Origin of the sequence: Rhodococcus sp. SBT000017 (assembly GCF_003688915.1) — a bacterium.
Taxonomy (GTDB): Bacteria; Actinomycetota; Actinomycetes; order Mycobacteriales; family Mycobacteriaceae; genus Rhodococcoides.
Genome location: NZ_REFU01000001.1, coordinates 4,131,130 through 4,153,975 on the forward strand (window position 1 = coordinate 4,131,130; position 22,846 = coordinate 4,153,975).

The 22,846-nt window shown below is 64.5% G+C and carries 30 protein-coding genes, 1 tRNA gene and 1 pseudogene; 14 read left to right on the forward strand and 18 right to left on the reverse strand.

The window, feature by feature from the left end; translation table 11 throughout:
* Nucleotides 1-40: 40 nt before the first annotated feature.
* The 6 genes from AYK61_RS19465 (at nucleotide 41) to AYK61_RS19485 (ending at nucleotide 2,613) form a co-directional block, all read left to right on the forward strand.
* A complete protein-coding gene (locus AYK61_RS19465; protein ID WP_121872027.1) occupies nucleotides 41-160 on the forward strand; it encodes a keywimysin-related RiPP in 120 nt (39 codons plus the stop codon).
* Between the two features lie 50 nt (nucleotides 161-210).
* Entirely contained in the window at nucleotides 211-330 is a 120-nt protein-coding gene (locus AYK61_RS19470) for a lasso RiPP family leader peptide-containing protein (protein ID WP_121872028.1), read from the forward strand.
* A 57-nt stretch (nucleotides 331-387) separates the two neighbouring features.
* Nucleotides 388-510 carry a hypothetical protein gene (locus tag AYK61_RS27965; protein ID WP_254925626.1) on the forward strand — a complete coding sequence of 41 codons (123 nt, stop codon included), beginning with the start codon at nucleotides 388-390 and terminating at the stop codon, nucleotides 508-510.
* Nucleotides 511-569: 59 nt separating this feature from the next.
* Entirely contained in the window at nucleotides 570-692 is a 123-nt protein-coding gene (locus AYK61_RS27970; RefSeq protein ID WP_254925625.1) for a hypothetical protein, read from the forward strand.
* 109 nt (nucleotides 693-801) lie between these two features.
* Entirely contained in the window at nucleotides 802-1,668 is an 867-nt protein-coding gene (locus tag AYK61_RS19480) for an ABC transporter ATP-binding protein (protein WP_259468125.1), read from the forward strand.
* Nucleotides 1,669-1,785: 117 nt separating this feature from the next.
* Nucleotides 1,786-2,613: an ABC transporter permease gene (locus AYK61_RS19485; RefSeq protein ID WP_183130361.1), complete on the forward strand. Its 828-nt coding sequence runs from the start codon at nucleotides 1,786-1,788 to the stop codon at nucleotides 2,611-2,613.
* Nucleotides 2,614-2,623: 10 nt separating this feature from the next.
* Here AYK61_RS19485 and AYK61_RS19490 read toward each other — a convergent pair whose 3' ends face one another.
* The 9 genes from AYK61_RS19490 to AYK61_RS19530 form a co-directional block, all read right to left on the reverse strand.
* On the reverse strand, nucleotides 2,624-3,289 hold the full coding sequence (locus AYK61_RS19490) for a response regulator transcription factor (RefSeq protein WP_121872031.1): 666 nt from the start codon (nucleotides 3,287-3,289) through the stop codon (nucleotides 2,624-2,626).
* 34 nt (nucleotides 3,290-3,323) lie between these two features.
* A complete protein-coding gene (locus tag AYK61_RS19495; RefSeq protein ID WP_121872032.1) occupies nucleotides 3,324-4,544 on the reverse strand; it encodes a sensor histidine kinase in 1,221 nt (406 codons plus the stop codon).
* Between the two features lie 78 nt (nucleotides 4,545-4,622).
* Nucleotides 4,623-4,991, reverse strand: a complete 369-nt coding sequence (locus tag AYK61_RS19500; protein WP_121872033.1) for a hypothetical protein — start codon at nucleotides 4,989-4,991, stop codon at nucleotides 4,623-4,625.
* 25 nt (nucleotides 4,992-5,016) lie between these two features.
* Nucleotides 5,017-5,772, reverse strand: coding sequence for an ABC transporter permease (locus AYK61_RS19505; protein WP_121872034.1), 756 nt, complete (start codon nucleotides 5,770-5,772; stop codon nucleotides 5,017-5,019).
* Nucleotides 5,769-6,515 carry an ABC transporter permease gene (locus AYK61_RS19510; RefSeq protein ID WP_121872035.1) on the reverse strand — a complete coding sequence of 249 codons (747 nt, stop codon included), beginning with the start codon at nucleotides 6,513-6,515 and terminating at the stop codon, nucleotides 5,769-5,771. Before AYK61_RS19510 ends, AYK61_RS19505 begins: the two co-directional genes overlap by 4 nt.
* Nucleotides 6,512-7,408: an ABC transporter ATP-binding protein gene (locus tag AYK61_RS19515; RefSeq protein WP_121872036.1), complete on the reverse strand. Its 897-nt coding sequence runs from the start codon at nucleotides 7,406-7,408 to the stop codon at nucleotides 6,512-6,514. Before AYK61_RS19515 ends, AYK61_RS19510 begins: the two co-directional genes overlap by 4 nt.
* A gap of 88 nt (nucleotides 7,409-7,496) precedes the next feature.
* Complete coding sequence (locus AYK61_RS19520) at nucleotides 7,497-7,922, reverse strand: SRPBCC family protein (protein ID WP_121872037.1); 426 nt, start codon at nucleotides 7,920-7,922, stop codon at nucleotides 7,497-7,499.
* A gap of 70 nt (nucleotides 7,923-7,992) precedes the next feature.
* Nucleotides 7,993-8,066: transfer RNA gene (locus tag AYK61_RS19525), tRNA-Pro, on the reverse strand.
* Nucleotides 8,067-8,083: 17 nt separating this feature from the next.
* Nucleotides 8,084-9,022: a metallophosphoesterase gene (locus tag AYK61_RS19530; protein WP_259468205.1), complete on the reverse strand. Its 939-nt coding sequence runs from the start codon at nucleotides 9,020-9,022 to the stop codon at nucleotides 8,084-8,086.
* Between the two features lie 185 nt (nucleotides 9,023-9,207).
* Between AYK61_RS19530 and AYK61_RS19535 the strand changes: the two genes are divergently transcribed.
* Nucleotides 9,208-9,672 carry a GatB/YqeY domain-containing protein gene (locus tag AYK61_RS19535; protein ID WP_037187848.1) on the forward strand — a complete coding sequence of 155 codons (465 nt, stop codon included), beginning with the start codon at nucleotides 9,208-9,210 and terminating at the stop codon, nucleotides 9,670-9,672.
* Between the two features lie 66 nt (nucleotides 9,673-9,738).
* On the opposite strand, the gene AYK61_RS19540 is transcribed toward AYK61_RS19535, so the two are convergent.
* Entirely contained in the window at nucleotides 9,739-12,087 is a 2,349-nt protein-coding gene (locus AYK61_RS19540; protein ID WP_121872038.1) for a penicillin-binding protein, read from the reverse strand.
* A 294-nt stretch (nucleotides 12,088-12,381) separates the two neighbouring features.
* On the opposite strand from AYK61_RS19540, the gene AYK61_RS19545 reads away from it, so the two are divergent.
* On the forward strand, nucleotides 12,382-12,705 hold the full coding sequence (locus tag AYK61_RS19545; protein ID WP_008712729.1) for a WhiB family transcriptional regulator: 324 nt from the start codon (nucleotides 12,382-12,384) through the stop codon (nucleotides 12,703-12,705).
* A gap of 47 nt (nucleotides 12,706-12,752) precedes the next feature.
* Here AYK61_RS19545 and AYK61_RS19550 read toward each other — a convergent pair whose 3' ends face one another.
* The 3 genes from AYK61_RS19550 to AYK61_RS27975 are packed head-to-tail and all read right to left on the reverse strand — an operon-like array spanning nucleotide 12,753 to nucleotide 15,325.
* Nucleotides 12,753-13,883, reverse strand: coding sequence for an ArsA family ATPase (locus tag AYK61_RS19550; protein ID WP_121872039.1), 1,131 nt, complete (start codon nucleotides 13,881-13,883; stop codon nucleotides 12,753-12,755).
* The gene (locus AYK61_RS19555) at nucleotides 13,880-14,887 is read right to left on the reverse strand and encodes an ArsA-related P-loop ATPase (protein ID WP_121872040.1); all 1,008 of its coding nucleotides are present in this window, start codon (nucleotides 14,885-14,887) and stop codon (nucleotides 13,880-13,882) included. The genes AYK61_RS19550 and AYK61_RS19555 overlap by 4 nt, the downstream gene beginning before the upstream one ends.
* 45 nt (nucleotides 14,888-14,932) lie before the next feature.
* Nucleotides 14,933-15,325 (reverse strand): hypothetical protein, encoded by a 393-nt coding sequence (locus AYK61_RS27975; protein ID WP_259468126.1) that lies wholly within the window; start codon nucleotides 15,323-15,325, stop codon nucleotides 14,933-14,935.
* 191 nt (nucleotides 15,326-15,516) lie between these two features.
* Here AYK61_RS27975 and AYK61_RS27980 point away from each other — a divergent pair, with 191 nt between their 5' ends.
* Nucleotides 15,517-15,669, forward strand: a complete 153-nt coding sequence (locus tag AYK61_RS27980) for a hypothetical protein (RefSeq protein WP_259468127.1) — start codon at nucleotides 15,517-15,519, stop codon at nucleotides 15,667-15,669.
* A gap of 141 nt (nucleotides 15,670-15,810) precedes the next feature.
* Here the strand turns inward: AYK61_RS27980 and AYK61_RS28295 are convergent.
* Nucleotides 15,811-16,290 (reverse strand): annotated as a pseudogene (locus AYK61_RS28295) (wax ester/triacylglycerol synthase domain-containing protein); the annotation flags it as partial.
* A gap of 57 nt (nucleotides 16,291-16,347) precedes the next feature.
* Here AYK61_RS28295 and AYK61_RS19565 point away from each other — a divergent pair.
* Both AYK61_RS19565 and AYK61_RS19570 read left to right on the forward strand, forming a co-directional pair.
* Complete coding sequence (locus tag AYK61_RS19565; RefSeq protein WP_121872042.1) at nucleotides 16,348-16,515, forward strand: DUF4177 domain-containing protein; 168 nt, start codon at nucleotides 16,348-16,350, stop codon at nucleotides 16,513-16,515.
* 6 nt (nucleotides 16,516-16,521) lie between these two features.
* Complete coding sequence (locus AYK61_RS19570) at nucleotides 16,522-16,980, forward strand: RidA family protein (protein ID WP_121872043.1); 459 nt, start codon at nucleotides 16,522-16,524, stop codon at nucleotides 16,978-16,980.
* A 5-nt stretch (nucleotides 16,981-16,985) separates the two neighbouring features.
* Here AYK61_RS19570 and AYK61_RS19575 read toward each other — a convergent pair whose 3' ends face one another.
* Both AYK61_RS19575 and AYK61_RS19580 read right to left on the reverse strand, forming a co-directional pair.
* Nucleotides 16,986-18,362, reverse strand: a complete 1,377-nt coding sequence (locus tag AYK61_RS19575) for a wax ester/triacylglycerol synthase domain-containing protein (RefSeq protein ID WP_121872044.1) — start codon at nucleotides 18,360-18,362, stop codon at nucleotides 16,986-16,988.
* Nucleotides 18,349-19,227: a Gfo/Idh/MocA family protein gene (locus tag AYK61_RS19580; protein ID WP_121872045.1), complete on the reverse strand. Its 879-nt coding sequence runs from the start codon at nucleotides 19,225-19,227 to the stop codon at nucleotides 18,349-18,351. Before AYK61_RS19580 ends, AYK61_RS19575 begins: the two co-directional genes overlap by 14 nt.
* 58 nt (nucleotides 19,228-19,285) lie before the next feature.
* Between AYK61_RS19580 and AYK61_RS19585 the strand changes: the two genes are divergently transcribed.
* Nucleotides 19,286-20,077: an MBL fold metallo-hydrolase gene (locus tag AYK61_RS19585; protein ID WP_121872046.1), complete on the forward strand. Its 792-nt coding sequence runs from the start codon at nucleotides 19,286-19,288 to the stop codon at nucleotides 20,075-20,077.
* A 27-nt stretch (nucleotides 20,078-20,104) separates the two neighbouring features.
* Here the strand turns inward: AYK61_RS19585 and AYK61_RS19590 are convergent, their stop codons facing one another.
* Nucleotides 20,105-20,779: a Crp/Fnr family transcriptional regulator gene (locus AYK61_RS19590; RefSeq protein ID WP_027494494.1), complete on the reverse strand. Its 675-nt coding sequence runs from the start codon at nucleotides 20,777-20,779 to the stop codon at nucleotides 20,105-20,107.
* A 267-nt stretch (nucleotides 20,780-21,046) separates the two neighbouring features.
* Nucleotides 21,047-21,316, reverse strand: coding sequence for a hypothetical protein (locus tag AYK61_RS19595; RefSeq protein WP_121872047.1), 270 nt, complete (start codon nucleotides 21,314-21,316; stop codon nucleotides 21,047-21,049).
* 173 nt (nucleotides 21,317-21,489) lie between these two features.
* Here AYK61_RS19595 and nth point away from each other — a divergent pair, with 173 nt between their 5' ends.
* Entirely contained in the window at nucleotides 21,490-22,176 is a 687-nt protein-coding gene (gene nth / locus AYK61_RS19600) for an endonuclease III (protein WP_237669152.1), read from the forward strand.
* Nucleotides 22,173-22,838, forward strand: a complete 666-nt coding sequence (locus tag AYK61_RS19605; protein ID WP_374700573.1) for a TlpA family protein disulfide reductase — start codon at nucleotides 22,173-22,175, stop codon at nucleotides 22,836-22,838. The genes nth and AYK61_RS19605 overlap by 4 nt, the downstream gene beginning before the upstream one ends.
* Nucleotides 22,839-22,846 lie beyond the last annotated feature (8 nt).

Here is a 22,846-nt window from a genome sequence, read left to right on the forward strand (position 1 = left end):
ATCGATCGATCCCCTGAGTATGCGAAAGGAGGTGTGACACATGACCGAGGATTACCAAACCCCGACCATCGTCGACCTGGGTAGCTTCCAGGACGAGACAGGTTTCGGCATCGGTGGCCAGGCCGAGGGTTGGAACCCGATCGCCGATCGCAAGAACTGACACCGGATCCAACAAGCTCGACCGAGACAGAACCGAAAGGAAGCACCGAAATGATCAAAGATTACGAGTCTCCTGCTGTCGTCGACCTGGGCAGCTTCCAGGACGAGACAGGTTTCGGCATCGGTGGCCAGGCCGAGGGCTGGAACCCCATCGCCGATCGCAAGAACTGACCGTCGCCGCCGCGAACATCGCCGCCTGATCAACCACGGAACGGAGGTGTAACGCGCATGTCGAAGCCATACGAAACACCTGCTGTTGCAGATCTGGGCCGTTTCCAGGACGAGACCGGAGAGTTCATCGGTCCGCACACCGAAGCGATCCTGCCGTTCGAGGATCACTCCAAGGAGTGAATTCGTCAGTCGGATATGACAATTCGAAACATCTCTACAATTCAGCGAGGAGTTGCATCGTGAACAAGGCATACGAAACACCTGCTGTTGCAGATCTGGGCCGTTTCCAGGACGAGACCGGAGAGTTCATCGGTCCGCACACCGAAGCGATCCTGCCGTTCGAGGATCACTCCAAGGAGTGAGACTGCACCCGGTACGGCGACCCGGCACGATCATGTGCCGGGTCGCCGGTCCGGGATCCGATTCCGTTTCGTACCGAACTCTTGTGGCAGCAAACTAGAAGGAGCGTCGATGACGATGGCACTGCACGGGCAGTCGAACGACTCCGTTGACACATCCGTCTACCCGAACCAATCCGACGTACCGGCCCTCGAGGCCAGGGACGTTCGGATGCGCTACGGGTCGATCGATGTGTTGACCGGGGTCGATCTGCGTGTCGAGGCGGGCGAAGTGGTTGCATTGCTCGGGCCGAACGGCGCGGGTAAGACGACCACCATCGAGATTCTCGAGGGAATTCGCCGCCGGTCGAGTGGGTACGTGCGTGTTTTGGGAGTCGATCCCGCCCACGGCGACGAAGAATGGCAGTCGCGCATCGGTGTCGTGTTGCAGTCATGGCGTGATCATCGTCGGTGGAAAGTTCGAGAGTTGTTGCTGCACTTCGCACAGCATTATCGAGTACTCGGGCCGTCGGGTGGCCGACTGCCATACGATACGGACGAGTTACTGGATGCTGTCGGTCTGACCGACCGAGCACAGACCAAGGTCGGTCGACTCTCCGGAGGCCAACGGCGTCGTCTCGACGTCGCGATCGGACTCGTCGGAAATCCCGAACTGTTGTTCTTGGACGAACCGACAGTCGGGTTCGATCCCGAAGCGCGCCAGGACTTTCACGAACTCATCGGGTCGATCACCCGCACGCGGCGAACGGCCGTCGTACTGACCACCCACGATCTGGTCGAGGCCGAGCTTCTCGCAGATTCGGTGGCGATTCTGGTAGATGGACGTGTCGTCGCGCGTGGAACCACCGAGCAGCTCGCCCGCCGGTACGCCTGGGGTACCGCGGTTTCGTATCGGCTCCGTGGACGTTCCCAGACGGCGACGGTCGACAACGCCACCGAGTTCGTCCGTGAACTGTTGGCCTCGGGGGCTCCGAAGTGACCGATCTCGTCGTCCGGCCACTGAATTTGCAGGACGCCTACCTGCACATGATTCGAAGTGCCGATCCCGTTGCCGCGGAGCTCGATCCGAGTCCAGATGAAGGAAAGGTGCTCTTCCATGCTCATTGATACCGTCCGTCTCGGACTCGGCCGCGGGCTGATCGAATTCAGACAGAGCCTTACCCTCGTCCTCAACTACATCTTCTTTCCGTGCATCGCTCTGATCGTCATGTATTTTCTTCGAGGAGTGGAGGTGTCGGGCTCCGGAGCCTCGCTCGGTAGTTTCGCCATCCCCGGAGTGCTCGCGATCAACGTGCTGTTCAGCGGACTGATGGGGTTGGCCACCAACCTCATCGCCGAGCGGGAGGACGGAAGTCTGCTGCGCGTGAAATCTTTGCCCTACGGTATTCACACCTATCTCGTCGGCAAGATCAGCAGCCAGGTGGCCCTGACGTTCATCACCTTCTGTGTCGTACTGATCGGAGCGAGTGTGCTGTTCGGGCAGTTCGTCTCGGCCGATACGATCGAACTCGCAAACCTTGTATGGATTCTGCCCCTCGGCATGACGGCTACTCTGCCGTTCGGAGCGATCCTGGGTTCGCTCGTCAAGAACCCGCGGAACCTGAGTTTCGTATCGCTTCTGCTCATGGCGCTGGTGAGCGTGTCCGGTGTGTTGTACCCGCTGGCGAACCAGGCGTCCTGGATGCAGGCGATCGGACAGGCGACTCCGCTCTACTGGCTGGGCCAGGCCCTGCGCGCTGCTCTCCTCGGTGATGCCGCAGCCGCTTCGGAGATCGGTGGGCGGTGGCACCTGGCCGAGACCGCATTGGTTCTCGGTGCTTGGAGCGTCGTCGGATGCATTGCGGCGGTGTTCGTGCTCCGGCGCGCGGCACGGCGCGATGCTGGTGCCAAGATATCCGGAGCCGTCTCCTCGCGTGCCGAGTGATCACACTCCGTCAGTCCGCGACCAAACCCGCAGTGTGGGCGAACACCACGCATTGAATCCGGTCGCGAACATCGAGCTTGCGCAGTACCCGCCCCACGTGTGTCTTGACGGTAACCTCCGCGATGAACAGCTTGTCCGCGATTTCCGAATTGTTCAGTCCCTGTGCGATTGCCTCGAGTACGTCACGTTCGCGGTCCGTCAGCGACTCCCAGCGGCGCCGAACGGAATCGTCGGCGGGAATAGCGGCACGTTGCGGGGATACCGAGCACAGCAGTTGCCGGGTCATTTGCGGCGAGACGACCGCAGTGCCGCGGTGAGTGGCCTCGATGGCGGACAGAAGCGCGTCGGGCGGAGTGTCCTTGAGCAAGAATCCGCTCGCCCCCGCCATGATGGCGTTGTACGCCAGGTTGTCCACCGCGTATGTCGTGACAATGAGGATCTTGGGAGGCGCGTCGAGATCGAGGATCCGCGCAGTGGCGTCCACTCCGTTCAGTCCGGGCATGTCGATGTCCATCAAGACCACGTCGATCTCACCCGGCAAGCTCTCGACCAAGGAAACTGCGTCGATCCCGTTGGTTGCTTCGCCGACGACGGTGGTTCCGCTTCCGGACTCGACGATCATTCGCAGCCCAGCTCGGAACAGCTCACTGTCGTCGACGATGACAGTGCGAATCATTGTCCCCCCGAAAGATCGAGTCAGCTGATGGCGATCAGTTGTTTCTGGTGCGAACATACCGGTTGTTCGAGCTGCGATCGTCGGAGCTGAGAGGAATCGTGGCCCGAACGACGAATCCGCCGTCGGGCGGCGACCCGGCGAACAGCGTTCCGCGCAGGGAATCGACGCGCTCGCGCATACCGAGTAGCCCGAAGCCGTCCGTAGTGCACTCTGTGGCACCCACTTCGGCAGCCGACCCGTCACCGTCGTCACTGACTTCGACTTTCACGTTCTCAGCGGTGACGTCGACCGATGCAGTCACCTTGGTCACCGAGGTGCCGGCATGTTTGCGAACGTTGGTCAACGACTCCTGCACGATTCTGTAGACGGCTTCCTGCACCGTTGGTGGCAGCTCGCAATGACGGCCCTCCACAGTCGAATCCGTGGCGACGGTATCGGACGCGGCCGATTCGACCAGGAACTCGAGATTCGACACGACGGGCGAGGTGCGCGTCATGTCCGCTGGTTCGTCTCGGAGCAGCTTGAGCAACTTTCGAAACTCGGAAAGCGAATCACGACAATGGGTGTTGATCATGCGGAGCGAATTCTTGTGTTTTTCCGCCAGTTCGGGTGAGGACCGCAACGTTCCCTCGGACATGGTGAGGATGCCCGCCAGACTGTGCGAGATCACGTCATGAAGGTCGCGCGCGATGCGGGCACGTTCTTCTGCTGCGGCTATCTGCGCCAAATGGTCCTGCTCGCGTTCGAGTTGGTCGGCACGGGTACGCAGAGTTTCGTCGTGCACACGACGTAAGGCGGTATGGGTGCCCCACAGCCACACCGCGACGGTCGTCGTCCCTATGGCCGAAAGCGGCACTGCAGATGCCGCGAACGTCTCACCCCACCGGATCGCGGCAATTACCGCGCCCGCCACGACGGCTGTCGCGCAAAGCAGTGCCGCACGGCGTGGGGCGTGTGCTGCCACCGCGTACACCCCGGCCAGCAACATGAGATTCGCCGGGATCGGGCCGAAACCTTCGATCAACTGGACGGTGCCGGCAGCCGACATCACGGCGAAGGACCGCAGCGGATAGCGATGCGCGAACAACCATGGCAGACACAGGCCAAGTGCAATGGCCATCAAGAGCACGGTCGTCGTACCGCGCCAGTACATGCCTACCGAGACCGCTCCCGTGTAGGAAAGGATGCCGAAGCAGAGAACACCGCGTCCGATGGCTCGGACGCGGTGTTGCTCGGATCCAGTGGTGAGCATCATGCGGCGATGATAATGGGACCAGATGGTCCGTAGTGTTACGAACAGGCCCCACGGATCGATCGCCGAGACGTTGTCGAATCAACTGGAGAAGATGTTGCTCACTGCGTCGTGCAGCTCACCGTACTGAGCAATCGACGGATTCACCACGAAAAAGATCCACAGGGCGGCCGCCGCCACGGATGCGCACAACACGATCATCGACAGGACGAATCCCGTGCGCGCTACCCCGGTTGCAGTGCGTCGCGTCGCCCGCCACCCCAGCACGACGCCGGTCGCGGCGAGCGCGACCGGGACGAAGCCGGCGAACGGAAAGATCACGAGCACGGGTGTGAGAAGGAGTGCGAGCACTGCTGCGGTGAGCGAAGCGGCACCGCGCCCGTCGGGGCGCTGATGCGCGCGCCCCGGTTCGGTGTACTCGGTGTGAGCGATCGTTCGATTGTCGGTCATGGTCGATTCTCCTTTCGCTGCGATATCACTGAACGTGAATGTCCTTGCGGTCGAGTGCCCTGCCGGTCAGTGCGACGACTGCGACAGTGAGCAGCGTCGTGGCCGTCAGGACCGATAGCGCGGCCCCGGTGGTGAGCGAACCCGAGTCACCGAAGGTTCCGGTGGCCAGTTGGGTTGCGCGAGTCGCCAGTGCATAGGGCAGCACGAAAATTGCCCCGGTCACCTCGGCGGTGAGGAGGAACACCGATATCCCGGCCCCGACGAGAGCGATGGCGATCGGCACCGCGAACGATCTGATCGCCATCGACAGACCGGATTGCAGAGCCGCCACCGGTAGCGAGCCCACCACGACGAGTGCACTGGTCGCGAAGAGCTCGGAAGGGAGCATGCCGTCGAGCGAGAAGACCACCTTGCCGAGAATTACGACGGCTGCCAGCATGACGATGTTCATGGCCGCGGTCAGCGTTGCCACTACAGCCGTCTTGGCGAACACGATGCGCACCGACGAGACCGGCCCGCTCATCAGGGCATTCCAATTCCCTCCTCGGTGTTCGGCTTTCCACGCCAGGGAGGCCAGCACGGCAATGCCGAGCGCGAGTGGGAACAGTCCGTAGAACACGACTGTGCGCAACCACAATGTGCGCCATCCCTCTGCCAACTCTGCGCCCGAGGCGATCGTGTTGAACGTTCCGACCCCCGCGATGATCAGTGGCAGCAGAACGACGACCGCCCAGGCCTGCGAGCGTCTGAGCTTGATCATTTCGGCCGAGAACGCATTCATGCTCGTGCCTCCTGTCGATCCAGTCGAACGGTCATGAGCCAGAACAACACTGCGCCGACAACTCCGAGGGCAGCGATACTGGCGTAGGACGGGTCCAGCGTCACCACCTGCTCGCCCTGGTAGTCCGCCGCCGATGCCAACGAGTAGTAGCCCCAGGGCGTCAGGTGCGCTGCCCAGGAGGGGAATCCGGAGGCGCAGATCGCGATGACGGTACCCACGATGCCGACTCCCAGCGCGACCAGTTGGTTGTCCACTCGCGCTGAGATCAGCAGGTGAAGACCGAGTATCACGAGGTTCGCCGTGACCACCGCCGCCGTGTAGCCGAACCACAGGCCGGCAGGCAACGGCTGGGTCACTCCGATGGCAGTTCCCAAAAATAGACCTGCCGCGCTGGCCACCACCGTCGCAATAACGACGACGAGGCCCGTCGAGACGAGCTTCGCGCGAACGAGGTCTCCGCGGTCGGCACCATTGGTCTGGTTCAGCAGCCAGCCGTTCGACTGGTGCTCGACTTCCACTGTGCGGCTCGCCATCACTGCGATCAGCAGGGGTGAGGCGATGGGGACGGCAAGGGACAGGCCGGCCAGTGGTAGTGCCCAGGAGACCGTGGGCGAATCGTTCGACGTCGCCGCGGTGAGAGCGCCGACGAAGGTCAAACCTACGATTGCGGAGACCAGCACTGCGCCGATCGCGCCGATGTGCAGGTGCCGGAGTTTGGCGAACTCGTTGCGTACCGTCGTCACAATCGGCCCCCCTTCGTCAGATTCATGAATACGTCTTCGAGCGACTGATTTTCGCGCCGAACGCCGTAGACGCCTGCGTTCGCGCCGACGAGTTCCGCCACCACCAGTGCGGTACCTCGATCGTCGAGGCCGGGCAGTCTCAATGTATTGCCGTATCTTGGAATTGGCTGTTGTAGAACCGAACTGGCGCGTTCAGCGTCGATGACATCGATGAGCACGTCGGGCGTGGAGGCGGCGAACAGCTCGTCGCGGGTGCCCTGGAAGATCAGGCGACCGTGGCTCAGGATTCCCAGCATGTTGGCCGTCTTGTCGATCTCACCTAGCAGATGGCTCGAAACCATGACTGTCACACCGTGGTCGGCGAGATGGCGGAGCAGGCCGCGGATCTCTTCTATGCCCGCCGGGTCCAATCCGTTGGTGGGTTCGTCCAGGATCAGCAGTCGCGGTTCACGTGCGAGTGCCATCGCGATGCCCAGGCGCTGTTTCATTCCCAGCGAGTAGTTCTTCACCTTCTTGTCGAGGTGTTCCTGTAGACGGACGGTGGCCACTGCCCGCTCGATCTTTTCGGCGTGCAATCCGAGCGAGCGTTGCACGATACGGAGGTTCTCCGCACCCGTGAGGTGGCCGTATCCGGGTGGAGCTTCGATGAGTGATCCGATGTGTGAAAGCAATTCGCGGCGAGTGCCGTGATTCATCGGCTTGCCGAGGATCTCTACCTCACCCGAGGTCGGTCGAATCAGGGACAGCAGCATCTTCATGGTCGTCGACTTACCCGATCCGTTGGGACCGAGAAAGCCGTAGACGCAGCCCTCAGGGATGCGAAGGTTCACGTCGTCGACGACGGTATGCGTGTCATAGCGCTTGCCGAGGCTGTGAGTTCTGACGATGTCCATGTCGTCGACTCTGTCGCGTCGGCGACATGGATACATCAGTCCCGGGTAGTGCTGTCGTCATACTCGAGTATGAGGATTTCTCGAAGACTCAGCGTGCCAGGCGCGGCAAGTTCCTCGAGATTCTCGAACCCAATACCTTGCCGACGATAGGAGCGAGGCCGGGGATCGGCGAATCGAACCCGATCGTGTAGGCGAGCTCGGTGCCACCGTCGGATGTGGGGGTCAACTTCTGGACGCCCCAGTGTCCGCGTAGCGGGCTGCCCTTGGTGATGCGGTACTCGATCAGTGAATTCGGATCGGAGACCACGGTGGTTTCCTCGAACGCGGGCAGCGGCCCGACCGCAACGCTGCGCACGGAGCCGACCCCGTTGCGTGAGGTGTCGCCGTCTCGAAGCCGGGTGACCTTCGCCCCGAACAGGCGAGCCAAGTTCTCGTGCTCGGACAGCGCCTCGAACACGACCTCAGGCGGCGAGGAGAACTGGTGGGTGACATGAACGCGGGTGGGTGTCGGCATGACTCACAGTAGCGTCGATCAGGCAAAGAAAAAGGACCCACTCGAGTGGGTCCTTTTCTCTGTCCAACTGTCGGGGTGGCGGGATTCGAACCCACGACCTCTTCGTCCCGAACGAAGCGCGCTACCAAGCTGCGCCACACCCCGTGTACCGCTGGAGAAGTCTAACTCACGACTGCCTCGGAACGCGAAACGCCCTCGTCGGAGACGTTTTTCGGACCCATTCTCGGGGCCGGAGTCAGCGTGATCAGGGTGGCTTCGGGCCGGCAGCAGAACCGCGCAGGCGCGTACGGCGAGGTACCGAGACCAGCGGAGACGTGCAGCTGGGTGTGCGCACCCCACTTGGACGGCCCTTTGACGCGCGAGCGGTCGATCTCGCAGTTGGTCACGAGAGCGCCGTAGAACGGCAGGCACAGCTGGCCGCCGTGGGTGTGTCCGGCGAGGACGAGGTCGTATCCGTCCTGGGCGAACTTGTCCAGTACTCGGGGCTCGGGCGAATGGGTGATGCCAAGTCGCAGGTCTGCCAACGGATTGGGCTGACCGGCGATGGTGTCGTAGCGATCGCGCTTCAGATGCGGGTCGTCGACGCCCGCCGACGCGATCCGCACCCCGGCCACCTCGAGCTCGCGGCGCACGTGCGTCACGTCGAGCCAGCCCCGCTCGGAGAACGCGGCCCGCAGGTCGCGCCACGGCAACGAGTCGCCGGTGGTGCGCTTGTGGTTCTTGTCGAAGTACTTGAACGGGTTCTTCGGCTTGGGCGCGAAGTAGTCGTTGCTACCGAACACGAACAGACCAGGCCGAGCCAGCAGCGGCCCCAGAGCCTGCACGACGCTGGGGACGGCACGCTGGTGGGAAAGATTGTCGCCGGTGTTGACGACCAGATCGGGGTCGAGGCGGTCCAGTTCACGCAACCAGTTCTGCTTCATTCGCTGGCCGGGCATCATGTGCAGGTCGCTGATGTGCAGCACGCGCAGCGTCGCCGAACCCGGCTCGAGCACCGCCATGGACGTCTCGCGCAGCGTGAACGCGTTGCGCTCGATGAGTGTGGCGTATCCGACGCCCAGCGCCGCGGCACCCGCAGTCCCGATCACGGAACTTCTCAATGGGGACGCCCTGACGGCATCTCGAGCGTGCTCGGCAACCGAGCGCAGTTGCGTCGAGGCACTGCGCAGCTGGGTCGAGGTAGGGAGTAACGGGTGACTGAATTGTGCGGACACCTCATCCACGATACGTCAGCAACCGGATATGGACGTGCGAGCCGACGACTGCGCCGCGTAGCGTTTCCGCCATGTCCGAACTCAAGGCCCGCCTCCGTACCGACCTCACCGCAGCGATGAAGGCGAAGGACAAACTCCGCCTGGCAACGCTGCGCATGATTCTCGCCGCCATCCAGACCGAGGAGGTCTCCGGCAAGGAGGCCCACGATCTGACCGACGACGACGTGCTCAAAGTGCTTGCCAAGGAAGCCAAGAAGCGCGGCGAGTCGGCCGAGATCTACACCCAGAACGGACGCGGCGAGCTCGCCGCCAACGAGCATGCAGAAGCGCAGATCATCAACGAGTATCTGCCCACTCCGCTCACGGACGAGGAGCTGGCCACCATCGTGGATACCGCTATCGCCCAGGTCGCCGAGGACCTCGGTGAGCGGCCGGCGATGAAGCAGATGGGTCAGGTCATGAAGATCGCGTCGGGACTCGCCGCAGGCAAGGCCGACGGATCGCGACTGTCGAAGGCTGTCAAAGACCGCCTGTAGTGCGCTGCGCGCAGTGGTGCGGTTACGTCCCCCCTGGGGCACATAACCGCACCACTGCCGCAGGCACTAGCGAGGAACGGTGATACCCGGGATCGCCGGGATCTGAATCCCCGGCGGTAGGTCCGGAATCTGGATGTTCGGCAGCGCGGGCGTCGGAGCCGGAGCCGGTCGAACCGAACCGTCACTGACGTAGATCGTGATGTTGGATCCGGGGACCGCCGAGCCCGACGGCGACGTGGACACCACGGTGCCGCGTGCTGCCTGATCGGCCGTCGTGACTGCGGTCACCTGGAAGCCCGCACCCTGCAGCGTGGACGTCGCAGACGACTGGCTCTGACCGGTGACGTCGGGTACCTGGCCGTTGGCCGAGCCGCGGACGTACTTCTGGTCGACGGGTGGCAACGTGACGGGTCCGAAGTTGGTGGCGATCGGGCTCATGGCGTCGAACCACGTCCTGGCCGGCTCGTTACCGCCGAAGAGGTTGCCGGACCCGCAGGGTCGCAGCGGGAACGAGCAGATCTCGCTGGGCGTCGGCGAGTCGCCGTAGGTGTATACGGCGGCGGCGTAGTTGTTGGTGAAGCCGAGGAAGCCCGAGGAACGGTTCGACTCGGTGGTGCCGGTCTTGCCCGCCATCGGCAGCGTCCAGCCGACCGACCCGGCCGCGGCGGCGGACGTGCCGCCTGCCTGATCGTCCTTGCTCATCGCGTTGGCGAGGGTGTTCGCCAGACCGGGCTCGACGACCTGCTCACACGCCTGGTGAGCGACCGGAACGGGCTTACCGTCGCGGTCGAAGATCGAGTCGATCGGGGTGGGCGGGCACCATTTGCCACCGGACGCCAGGGTGGCAGCCACGTTGGACAACTCCAGCGGGTTCACCCAGGCGGGTCCGAGTGTGAACGAGCCGAGGTTCTGGCTCTTCTGGAAATCGGCCATCGACTGCTCGGTGCCCGACGAACCCGGGTCGTTGTACGAGCGCAGCCCGAGGCGAACGGCCATATCGACCGTCGGGGTGACTCCCACCGATTCGATCAGCTTGACGAACGCGGTGTTGGGGGACTGAGCCAGCGCGTCGGTGATGGACAGCGATGGTGGGTAATTGCCCGCGTTCTCCACGCAGTAGGTCGCTGCCGGGCAGTTTCGTGCACCGCCGTCGCCGACGCCCTTGACCTCCACGCGTTTGGGAACCTGCAGCGTTGCGCTGGTGCCCAGTCCGCGCTCCATGGCGGCGGCCGTCGTGAAGATCTTGAAGATGGAGCCCGCTCCGTTGCCCACGAGGGAGTGCGGTTGCGGCTGCACGGTCTCGTCGTCGTCGGCGTTGAGGCCGTACGTGCGGCTGCTGCCCATCGCGAGCACCCGGTGCTGGTCCTGGCCCGGTGCGACGACGTTCATGACGGTGGCGACACCGTCGAGTGAGGGACTGGTGTTGCTGACCAGAGCGGCCTTGGTGGAATTCTGCACCGCGGGGTCGAGCGTCGTACGGATGAGGTATCCGCCCTTGTCGATCTGCTCCTGGCTGATTCCGGCCTCGGCGAGGTATTCCAACGCGTAGTCGCAGAAGAACCCGCGGTCACCTGCCGCGATGCATCCGCGGGGCAGGGTCTGCGGGACCGGCAGCACGCCGAGCGGCTCGGACTTGAGTGCCTCCAGCTCCGAAGCGCGTTCGGGGAGGTTCTGGATCATCGTGTCGAGCACGGTGTTCCGGCGCTCGATCACTCCCTCCTCGTTGGTGTACGGGTTGAGCGCCGAGCTGGACTGCACCATGCCCGCGAGCATCGCTGCCTGGACGGCGCTGAGCTGGCTGGCGTCGATGCCGAAGTACGTCTGGGCCGCGTCCTGGATGCCGAAGGACGCGTTGCCGAACGGCACCAGATTGAGGTACCTGGTGAGGATCTCGTCCTTGGTCAGTTCCTTGTCGAGCGTCAACGCCATCCGGATCTCACGGATCTTGCGAGCGGGCGTCGTCTCGATGGCCGCGCGGCGTTCGGCGTCGGTCTTGGCCACCACGAGCAGCTGATAGTTCTTCACGTACTGCTGATCGATCGTGGACGCGCCCTGCTCCACCTGCCCGCTGGTCGTGTTGGTCAGGAACGCTCGGAGCGTGCCCTGCCAGTCCACACCCTGGTGCTCGGCGAAGCGGCGATCCTCGATCGAGACGATGGCGAGCTTCATCTCGTTGGAGATCTGGTCGCTCGGCACTTCGAATCGACGCTGCTCGTACAGCCAGGCGATGGGATTCCCGTCTACGTCCGTCATCGTCGAGACGGCAGGCACTGCGCCTTCGACCAGCTCGGCCGAGACGTTGTCGACGGTATCGGCGGCGCGGTTGGACGCGTATCCGAACCCACCGGCCAAGGGGAACATCACGCCGGCGAGCAATGCACCGGCGAGTGCTGAACATCCGGCGAGCTTCGCCACGGTTTTTCCAACTGACACAGAGCACAGCGTACGTGGGTGCGGCTCGGACCGGCAGAGGCATGCATGCGCTGTGTGCTGCGCCCCTGCTCGGGACGGCCGTACCAGAAATGTGACCCCGCCGTCTTGCATTCGGGGCTCGCTTTACCTAAATTATGAGCACGGTGTGATTCGCATAACACTTGATAATGAATGTGGGGCAGCTCCTAGAATTTGTGCTTCGGCCGACGAGGTACAAACCGCTTCGAGCCTCCGGGACGTCCAGCGAGGACGTCCGCAACGCAAAGGGGTATCCGCATGCACACGACAACCGCGCCGACGCGACTCGATGTAGAAGAAGCAGAAGCACGCATCGCCTGGGTGTCGCACGCCCGTTGCAAGGGCACTGACCCGGACCAGCTGTTCGTCCGGGGTGCAGCACAGCGCAAGGCTGCAACCATCTGCAGGCACTGCCCGGTGCTGATGCAGTGCGGTGCGGATGCACTCGACAACCGTGTCGAGTTCGGTGTCTGGGGCGGCATGACGGAACGCCAGCGCCGGGCGCTGCTCAAGCAGCACCCCGAGGTCGACTCCTGGTCCGAGTTCTTCGAGACCCAGCGCCAGCAGCAAGCAGCTATCTAGCACCCTTTTCTGGCAGGGCTGGATCAGCCCTGCCAGGTACGGCCGATCTAGCCCTTGCGGGTCAGCTGATCTGCCACTGCACGTAGCGCGGCGAGGTCGGAGACCTCGAACGGCAGCGACGGCACACCGACGATGGGTACCCGGGGGTGCGCACCGGTGAAGCGTCGAAGCAACCGCACCTCCCGCGCTGCCGTGACTGCACGCTGGGCGTGGATCCGCAGGACTGCGGCGGTCAGATCCGCGCCGGGGTCTTCGATTCGATCGAGCAGATCGGCTGCCGTCGCGGCGTGATCGGCTTGCACCGTCGACAGCGTCGGGTGCGTCCGGTTCACCACCAAGCCGGCCAGCGGCATCTTCTCTGCGGACAATCGCTCCACGAAGAACGCTGCCTCGCGCAGCGCGTCGGGTTCTGCTGCAGCGACGACGAGGAAGCTGGTGCCGTCCTCGCGCAGCAACTGGTAGGTACGCGTCGCCCGCTCGCGGAAACCGCCGAACATCGAGTCCAGCGATTGAACGAAAGCCGATGCGTCGGAGAGCATTTGGCTTCCGATCACCGTGGAGACGCCGCGCATGGCCAAGCTCATCGCGCTGGTGACCACGCGGGTGATGCCGCGACCGGGAGCGGTGAGCAGCCGGATGAAGCGGCCGTCGAGGAACGAGCCGAGTCGCTGCGGGGCATCGAGGAAGTCCAGTGCATTGCGCGACGGCGGAGTGTCCACCACGATCAGATCCCACGACGAGTCCAGGGACAACTGCCCCAGCTTCTCCATCGCCATGTACTCCTGCGTGCCCGAGAACGACGACGCCACAGTCTGATAGAACGGATTGGCCAGCACCTGCTCGGCCTTCTCCGGCGTCGAGTGCTCGATGACCATCTCGTCGAACGTGCGTCGCATGTTCAGCATCATCGCGTGCAGTTCGCCCTTGGCACCGGCACCCAACTTCACCGGCTGCGGGCTGTTGTCCAGATCGCCGAGACCGAGAGCCTGAGCCAGGCGGCGGGCCGGATCGATCGTCAGCACCACCACGCGCCTGCCTTGCTCGGCAGCGCGCAGCGCCATCGCTGCTGCGGTGGTCGTCTTACCGACGCCGCCCGCCCCGCAGACGACGACGATCCGCGACGTGGGATCGGTCAGAATGCGGTCGACATCGAGTTCGGTTGCTGCTGGTCGAGTCATCGGACACCCTGTTCTGCAAGCTTGGCGGCGAGCTCGTACAAGCCGCCGAGATCGACACCGTCGGCCAACATCGGCAGCGACATCCGCGCGACGTCGAGTTCGTCGAGCGTGGTTGCGCTCTCCACCTGAGCCGAGAGCGTCGCCGCATGCTCGATCGATTCGGTGAGCAGCCCGGCGAAGTCCGCCTCGGACAACGTGATTCCGGTCTTGGCGAGACCGTCCGCAATGGCGACGGCATCGATCTCGCCCTCGGCGATGGCTTCGAGGGACTCCGCCGGCAGGTACGTCGGTTCGGTGCGATTGACGATGACCGTGCCGAGCCGAAGATCAGCCGCCTCGAGCTCACGCACTGCGTCCGCCGTCTCCTGGACCGGCAGCGCCTCGAGCAGCGTCACCAGGTGCACGACGGTGTCGGCCGAGTGCAGCAACCGCACCACGCCCTCGCTCTGTGAACGAACCGGTCCGCCCTTGGCCAGGTCGGCCATCGCCTTGGTGACGTCCAGGAAGTTTCCGATGCGGCCGGTCGGCGGCGAGTCGACGACGATCTCGTCGTAGATGCGGTTGCCCTTCTTGTCGGTCCGCACCACACATTCCTTGACCTTGCCGGTCAGCAGCACATCGCGCAGGCCGGGTGCGATGGTCGTCGCGAACTCGATGGCACCGATCTTGCGCATCGCGCGGCCGGCGAAGCCGAGGTTGTAGAACATCTCGAGGTATTCGAGGAACGCGGTCTCGATGTCGATGGCCAGTGCGTAGACCTCGCCGCCGCCGTCCGCCGAGGCGACGCGCGTCTCCTGCGGCGGAAGCTGCGGCACGTCGAAGAGCTGCGCGATGCCCTGTCTGCCCTCGACCTCGACCAGCAACACCCGTCGACCGCCCGCCGCGAGCGCCAACGCCAATGCGGCAGCGACGGTCGTCTTGCCGGTCCCGCCCTTACCGGATACGAAATGCAGCCGCGCTGCATCTGCCTTCGCCGGCCATCCCTCTTCGTTCGCTATACCCACACCCCGACCATATAGAGGTCGTCCTCGGGAGTCCGACCGAAGTGTCTAACTCTGCCCGGAGTGTCGGCGGAGTCGGTCGACCAAACTCTGTGTGTACGCGTCGAGATCCGGAACTGCGTCGGGACAGGCGACCATCGCGATCGTCGCCACCGTGCCGAGACCGAAGATTCCGTGATTGAGACACCGGCCGTCTTCGAGGAACGGAAAGCCTGCCGAGAAACGCGCGACGGCACCACACAGCTCGAGGTCCGCGCGGCCACGGTCGACACTGACCACGGTTGTCTGAGCGCCGACGCGCGACGGAGAGCGGTCGTGTCTGCGGAATCGACGTCCTTGCACGAATCGGACGATCGGAGCGGGCACCCGCTCGTCCGCACGCGCGACGCGAAGCAGTGGTGCGGCCGTCCACTCTGGCTCGTTCGACTGCCAGCGACGCACTGATCAGCTCGGCCCGCTTCTCGAGATCGGGTTCGCCGACGTGGAGATCGACCGTTCCGACCACCGCTCGATTCGCTGCGGGCCACTCCACGTCGCGAGGTAGGGCCATCGGTACGAACGCCGCAACGGTGCCTCCGGTCTCGGACAGTGGCTCGAGACCGTCGCCGAGATACCGATCGAGACACGGGCCGATGGCGCAGAGAGCGGACACCGTCACCGACGCGGCACCCGCGCGGACTTCCGTCATCCGCATCGGCACGATGCGGACGACTCGATACGGGCCCACGGCGCTGTTCAGCGACGTGGCGGGCACCGACGGCGGGCCGGGCGGCGTCCCCCGGTAGGCGCGAATCGCTCGGCGGGCCTCCCACCGCGATCGCACGAGATCCACCGGTGCCCGAACCACAGCACCGAGAACGCCGACGACGGGGTTCTCCCGCTCGGGATCGGTCTCCGAAGACGCTGCCGCACCTGTCGCGGACGACGGCTCGAACAAGTGCGCGAACCATCTTCGACACGCCCAGCCCATCGGTCAGAGCATGCCCGACCTGCAGTATCACCACCGTGACCGGACCCTGCATCAACGGAGCAGAACCGATTCCACGCACCACGTACAGGTGCCAGGAGTGTTCTCGGAGATCGAGACGGGTGCGGAGCAGGTCGCCCATCAAGGTCTCGAAATCGGCCCAGGACGCACCGCCGAGATCGTGATCGGACATCCGTTCGGCCAGCGGGGAGGTATCGGGTACCCATCGCGGATAGTCCAGATTCAGCGGTGCCTCCCGAAGCCGCAGTCTCAGGCCGGGAACGAGGGGCGCACGGGCCTCCATGTGCGCGACGATCTCGTCGAACGAGGGCGCGGCGCGATCGACCGAGTCGAACGCAGTCAGGGAGAACTGGTCTCGAGAATCACCGCGGTCGCGCGCGAAGTGATAGATGGCGTCCTTGATATCGAGCCGATCCATGCAACGACTGTAGTTCCGGCACCGCGGGGGCGGAACCGAACGATAGGCTCATCAGTCATGAGCGAAAAGACCATCTGGGAATACTTCACCGCACCTGTTCTGATTCACGCCACCAAGCAGATCCTCGACAACTACGGCTCCGAGGGTTGGGAGCTCGTCACAATCATGGCGGGACCCAACGGCGGCGACACGTTGGTCGCGTACTTCAAGCGCCCGAAGGCCTGAGCGGCCGTGGCGAAGTGGAGCGAACGACTGTCCGAGCTGGGCATCGAGCTGCCCGACGTCGTACCGCCGCTGGCGGCCTACGTCCCGGCGGTGCAGGTGGGCTCGCTCGTCCACACCTCCGGCCAGTTGCCGATCGTGGACGGAAACCTCACGTCCGCGGGCAAGGTCGGCGGCGACGTCACCGCTGAGGACGCCACCGCAGCGGCACGCATCTGCGCCCTGAACGCGCTCGCCGCCGTGCACGCGCTCGTCGGCATCGATTCGGTGGCCCGGGTGATCAAGGCGGTCGGCTTCGTCGCCTCCGCACCGGGATTCACCGGTCAGCCCGGGGTGATCAACGGGGCGTCGAACGTCATCGGTGAGATCTTCGGCGATGCAGGCAAGCATGCGCGCTCGGCCGTGGGTGTCGCCGAATTGCCCCTCGGTGCTTCGGTGGAAGTGGAGCTCATCGTCGAACTGCAGTAGTCGAGTTAACGGTCGTGCAGCGCTGAGCAGGTCTCCTCGATCGCCGTTCGTAGAGTCTCGACATAGCCGGCGTGGTCGGGAACCGTTGTAGGGCAGGCTGTTACGCAGACCGTCACGACATCGCCGTACCCGTAGACTGCGTGGCTCAGGCTGCAGCCGGGACCGAGTGAGGCCGTTCCTGCGAACAGTCTCGCCCGATTCGACCCCAGTTCGAGGGTCAAGCTCGTCCGGTTCACGCTGGACACCGTGGTGTGTGTGGTCGTGCGTTCGGGCATTCCGGTGCGCTGAGCAGCGAGCCGGGTTCGGCGCCCGAAACCGATCAGCAGAGCGGCTGGGTAGCCCTCGGCGGAGCGGGTGGCGTCGACGTGACGGCGATCGTTCACGTGAGCCCGTTGGGGTGTCATTGCGCGCGAGACGGCGTATGCCCGCTCCGTCGCGTCGGTCAGCTGCGGGTGCAGAGCGACGGCAGTGGGAATCGTGCGATTGATGGCCGGCCACTCCACCGACGTATCCAGTGCGGCGGGAACCAGCGCACGGAGATGCTCCACAGCTTCCTCTCCGTGCATCCCGAGGTGTTCACGCAAGGCTGCACCCACTGCGGTGAGTGCGGTGACCGTGACGGTCGCGGTGCCGCTGGTCCATCGATCTTTCGGGAATTGCAATATGTGTACGGCTCGGGTGCCGTCCGGGTGTGCATTGAGGTAAGTGGTCTGCACCGGCTGCGGCGCGAAAATCTCACCCGTGGCGACGGCGGCCGAGTATCCACGCTGCGACCGACGCATCGTCTTCTGCGAGCGCAGCCAGCGGACCGGAAGAAGCAGCAGACCTCGGAGTGCATCGCGTATCGGGCGCGGACGTGACACCGCAGGGTCGTCGGCGAAATGCACGTTCTCCGTCAACTCGTCCGGCCCGAACAGAGCTCGCGCGATGCCCGTGCCGACGGACCCATCGGACAGGGCGTGACTGATCTGAACGACCACCACCGTGGCCACGCCGCGCACGCCCTCGATCGACGGTGCCCCACGGCCGACGTGGACGGTCCACGCGCGGTCGGTTGCATCGATCGGAACGGTGGACAGCTCGGCCAGAAAGGATTCCAACGTGTGCCGGCCGTCCGCCAGATCATGATCGACCACGTGGTCGCGAACGGGCAGCGGATCGTTCACCCACCGGGGGTGCTCGAGCTGGCCGAGCGCCTCGCAGATGCGGATCTTCAATCTCGGAACGCGTCGCGCACGTCGTTCGAGATGCGCCACGACGTCCTCGAAGCTCGGCGCTTCCGCAGCGTCCGAGTCGAACACGATCGTCATGTACTGGTCCATCGAACGATGCGGCGCGGAGACGTAGTGGAACATCGCGTCTTTGACGTCAATCGTGGTCATCGAATCGGGGTGCCCACTTACGCGCCCCGTCAATCACCTTCTGCAGGTGCAGTCCTCGGTGTACCGAGCATTCGTGATCGACACCCTTGTCGACCGACTCGAGGAATTCGTCCAGCAGGACGGCGAAGCAGTCGGTCGACGAGGTCGATCGGTCGGTGAGAGTGGCGACGCCGTCGGTGCCGCTGAGTTCGATTCGCATCAGGGACGGCATGATCGGCGTCCGCACCGACAAGTGCACCGTGCTGCGGGCTCCGCCCTCGTGCTCGAGCACCACGGTCCAACTGTCCGCCGCCACCTCGCGGTGTGAATAGGCAACGTGTGCAATGGTTCCCAGTGCGGCGTCGAGCAGGTCGAACACGTGTGGCCCGATGTCGAGGATCGCCCCGTCGTCGTGTCGCCACTGCGAGTTCGCGTACGCCCCGCCGAGGACGGCACCGGAGAACCAGGTTCCCGAGCCCGCTGCCCACGGTCGCCCGGCGACCGCGTCGAGGAATTGCCTTGTCTCTGGGGCGAACCGGAGAGTCAGCGTCACCATCGAGCGCACGCCTGCAGCCGTCACTGCCGAGGCGAGTTCCTCGGCCTCGGCCACCGTTGCGGCAATCGGCTTGTCCAACAACACATGTTTGCCCGCCTGCACCGCGCGGAGCGCGTACCCGGCCTGCACGGCCGGTGGTACCGCGAAGGCAACCGCGTCGACCGCACCCAGCAGGGCATCGAACGATTCGAAGACCGGTGCCCCCATCTCGGCCGCCGCCTCGGGCCGTCGGGCCCACACTCCGGCGAAGTCGACGCCGGGATGAGCGAGCAACGAGGGGGCTTGAGTCTTGTGAGCCCAGGGGCCCGCTCCGACGAGTCCGATCTTCATAGGTGTCGACGGTAGTCCGCATGGACAGCGCCTGGGGCCGGCGACCTACAGTATTTCAATGGCCGTTTCTAACCCCCAGCATCCCGCGTACGGATTACTCCGGCAGGTGACGCCCACTGCGTCGGTTCTGCTCGCCGACAACCCGGGCAAGATGACGCTCGACGGAACGAACACCTGGATTCTGCAGGCACCGGGGTCCGAGGAGTGCATCGTCGTCGATCCGGGGCCGAAGGACCGAGCCCATCTCGACGCCGTCGCCGCGTCGGGCACGGTGGTGCTGACCCTGGTGACGCATCGCCACGCCGATCACACCGGTGGGCTGAAGCGTTTTCACCGAAAGACGGCGGCCCCGGTGCGCGCGGTCGGGGAGAAGTTCCTGCACGGGGACGGCGTGAGCCTGGCCCACGGAGAGGTCATCGAGGCCGCCGGGCTTCGGATCGAAGTTCTGCACACGCCCGGTCACACCGCGGATTCGGTGAGTTTCGTGCTGGACGACGCGATCCTGACGGGAGACACGATCCTCGGCCGCGGCACCACGGTCCTGGACCCGAAGGACGGCTCGCTCGCGGATTATCTGCAGTCGTTGGACCGGCTCGAAGCAGCCGGAGCAGGGAAGACCGTGCTTCCCGGTCACGGGCCGGAGTTGCCGGACACCGCCGAGGTGGCGCGAGCGTATCGCGCCCACCGTCGGCAGCGGCTGGATCAGGTTCGCTCGGCGCTCGCCGAGCTCGGCGAGAACGCGAAACCGATGCAGGTGGTACGGCACGTCTATGCGGACGTGGACAAGAAGTTGTGGCCGGCTGCGCGGATGTCGGTCAAGACGCAGCTGGCCTACCTCCGCGAGAGCTAGCGAGCTGCTGTCTCGACGGAACTCGGCCTAGCGAGCTCGGCGTGCCAGACGCTCGGAGTCCGAGATCAGCACGGACTTGCCTTCGAGGCGCAGCCATCCGCGGTGTGCGAAGTCGGCCAGTGCCTTGTTGACGGTCTCACGAGAGGCACCGACGAGCTGAGCGATCTCTTCCTGCGTCAGGTCGTGGGTGACGCGCAGCGAGCCCGCTTCCTGGGTGCCGAAGCGCTGTGCCAGCTGCAGCAGCGCCTTCGCCACGCGTCCGGGGACGTCGGTGAAGATGAGGTCGGCCAGGTTGTTGTTGGTGCGACGCAACCGGCGGGCCAGTACGCGCAGCAACTGCTCGGCGATCTCGGGGCGCTGGTCTATCCAGTCCTTGAGTGCCGCTCGGTCCATGCTGACCGCGCGCACCTCGGTGACCGTGGTGGCCGAGGACGTACGGGGGCCGGGGTCGAAGATCGACAGCTCGCCGAACATGTCCGACGGTCCCATGATCGTCAGCAGGTTCTCGCGGCCGTCGGGGGAGCGTCGCCCGAGCTTGATCTTGCCGGAAACGATGATGTAGAGCCGGTCTCCGGGCTCACCCTCGTTGAACACCACGTGTCCACGGGGGAAATCGACAGGCTGCAGCTGCTTCGTCAGTGCCGCAACCGCAGAGGGTTCGACTCCTTGGAAGATGCCGGCCCGTGCCAGGACGTCGTCCACTTGCGCTCCTTTTGGGATGTCGGTGACGCGGCAACCCGCACCACCGAACGCGTTTGTACACAGTTCGTGCCATGCACCGAACTGCGGTGCAGTTCAGGCGTCGACGTCGATCCGATGATCAAACACAACAATTACCTCAGGGGAGTCTACTTCGAGTCGGTGGAAACCGAGTGATCGACGCCACCACAGGTTGCCAGAGGTCTCGGGCGTGTGTTCCCGTTCACCCGAAATTCACCGAAATTACGACCAATGGGACAAAACGTGCGTTCAGCTGGCGCGTTGGTCGACCATGCCGTCGCGCGTGTCGACGGTCCGCGGCGGGGTCTGGCGGCGCTTGCGGGTGTTGAATCGGGCCAATGCATGCGGGAAGCCCTCGTTCGCCAGAGTGGCGACCTCGGACTTGCTCGCCTGATCCAGGAACTCCTGCACTTCCTGCTCCCGGACGCCGAGCTTGCTGAGCCGGAACTCGACGCGTTCCATCGCGAGTGCGAAGAGCATGAGTAGTACCGGAAAGAGCACCACGGCGAGTCCTTGCATACCGGCCAGTTAACACCGAAAAGGTCTCGATACAAACACAGCCCACTGCTGCCGCGAGGAACGTTACTCATTCTTGTCCGTACAGTTGTGGAGTGGATTCGACAGCTCCGAAACGCCCCGACGTGCGCAAACGCGAGGAGACTCACCTCGGGCTCGTGCGCCGGGCTCGGCGGATGAACCGGACGTTGAGCACTGCCTTCCCGCATGTGTACTGCGAACTGGACTTCACCACGCCCCTCGAACTCGCCGTTGCGACCATCCTGTCCGCGCAGTGCACCGACAAGCGCGTCAACATGGTCACCCCGGCACTGTTCGTGAAATACCGCACAGCCCGCGACTACGCAGAGGCCGACCGCGCCGAGCTCGAGGAGTACATCCGCACCACGGGGTTCTACCGCAACAAGGCGAACTCGCTGATCGGCCTCGGACAGAAGTTGGTTGAGAATTTCGACGGCGAGGTGCCGGCGACGCTGAAGGATCTCGTCACGCTTCCCGGGATCGGCCGCAAGACTGCCAACGTGGTGCTCGGTAATGCCTTCGACGTTCCGGGAATCACCGTCGACACGCACTTCGGACGGCTCGTTCGGCGCTGGCAGTGGACCGAAGAGCAGGACCCGGTCAAGGTCGAGCACGCCGTCGGCGCACTCATCGAACGCAAGGAGTGGACGCTGCTCTCGCATCGAGTCATCTTTCACGGTCGACGCGTCTGCCACGCTCGTACGCCCGCATGTGGGGTGTGCGTCCTCGCCAAGGACTGCCCCTCCTTCGGGGCCGGTCCGACCGACCCCGCCGCCGCGGCCGCGCTGGTGAAGGGCCCGGAAACCGATCACCTCCTCGCCCTCGCCGGAATCGTGTCGTGAACAAGTCTGCTCTGCGGTGGTCACTGGTCGCTCTGATCCTGGTGGTCGGGATGGTCTACGCGCTGTGGCCCCGCAACGACGCCGCACCCACCGCCCAGCCCATGGACTCTCCCGGCCTCGGGCAACGAGCGCCGGGGACGGACGAACGTCGCGCAGTCGACACGCTCGAGGCCCTCGCACCACTGAGGCAGGACGCCGGTCTCGCGGGATGTCCGACGCCGTCGGGAACGTCAGCCGGCCCGCTGACGGGCATCACACTCGAATGCATCGGCGACGGTTCGTACGTCGACCTCGGCCAGGCACTCGCGGGCCGCCCGGCCCTGCTCAACATCTGGGCGTACTGGTGCGGGCCGTGTGCCGAAGAGCTGCCCTACCTGCAGCAATACGCCGAACGAGCCGGCGAGAAGATCGAGGTCTTGACGGTCCACAACGACGCCAACGAGGCCAACGGTCTGACGCGGCTCACCGACTACGGCATCACTCTGCCTGGAGTTCAGGACGGCGCAGGCCGCGTCGTCGCCGCCGTGGGAGCACCGAACGTGCTTCCCGTTTCCGTTTTGATATCTGCGGATGGCACTGTCGCCAAGGTGCTGCCACAACCCTTCCGGAGCGTCGACGACATCGCCGACGCCGTTCGCGTGAACCTCGGGGTCGATTCGTGAGTGCACCC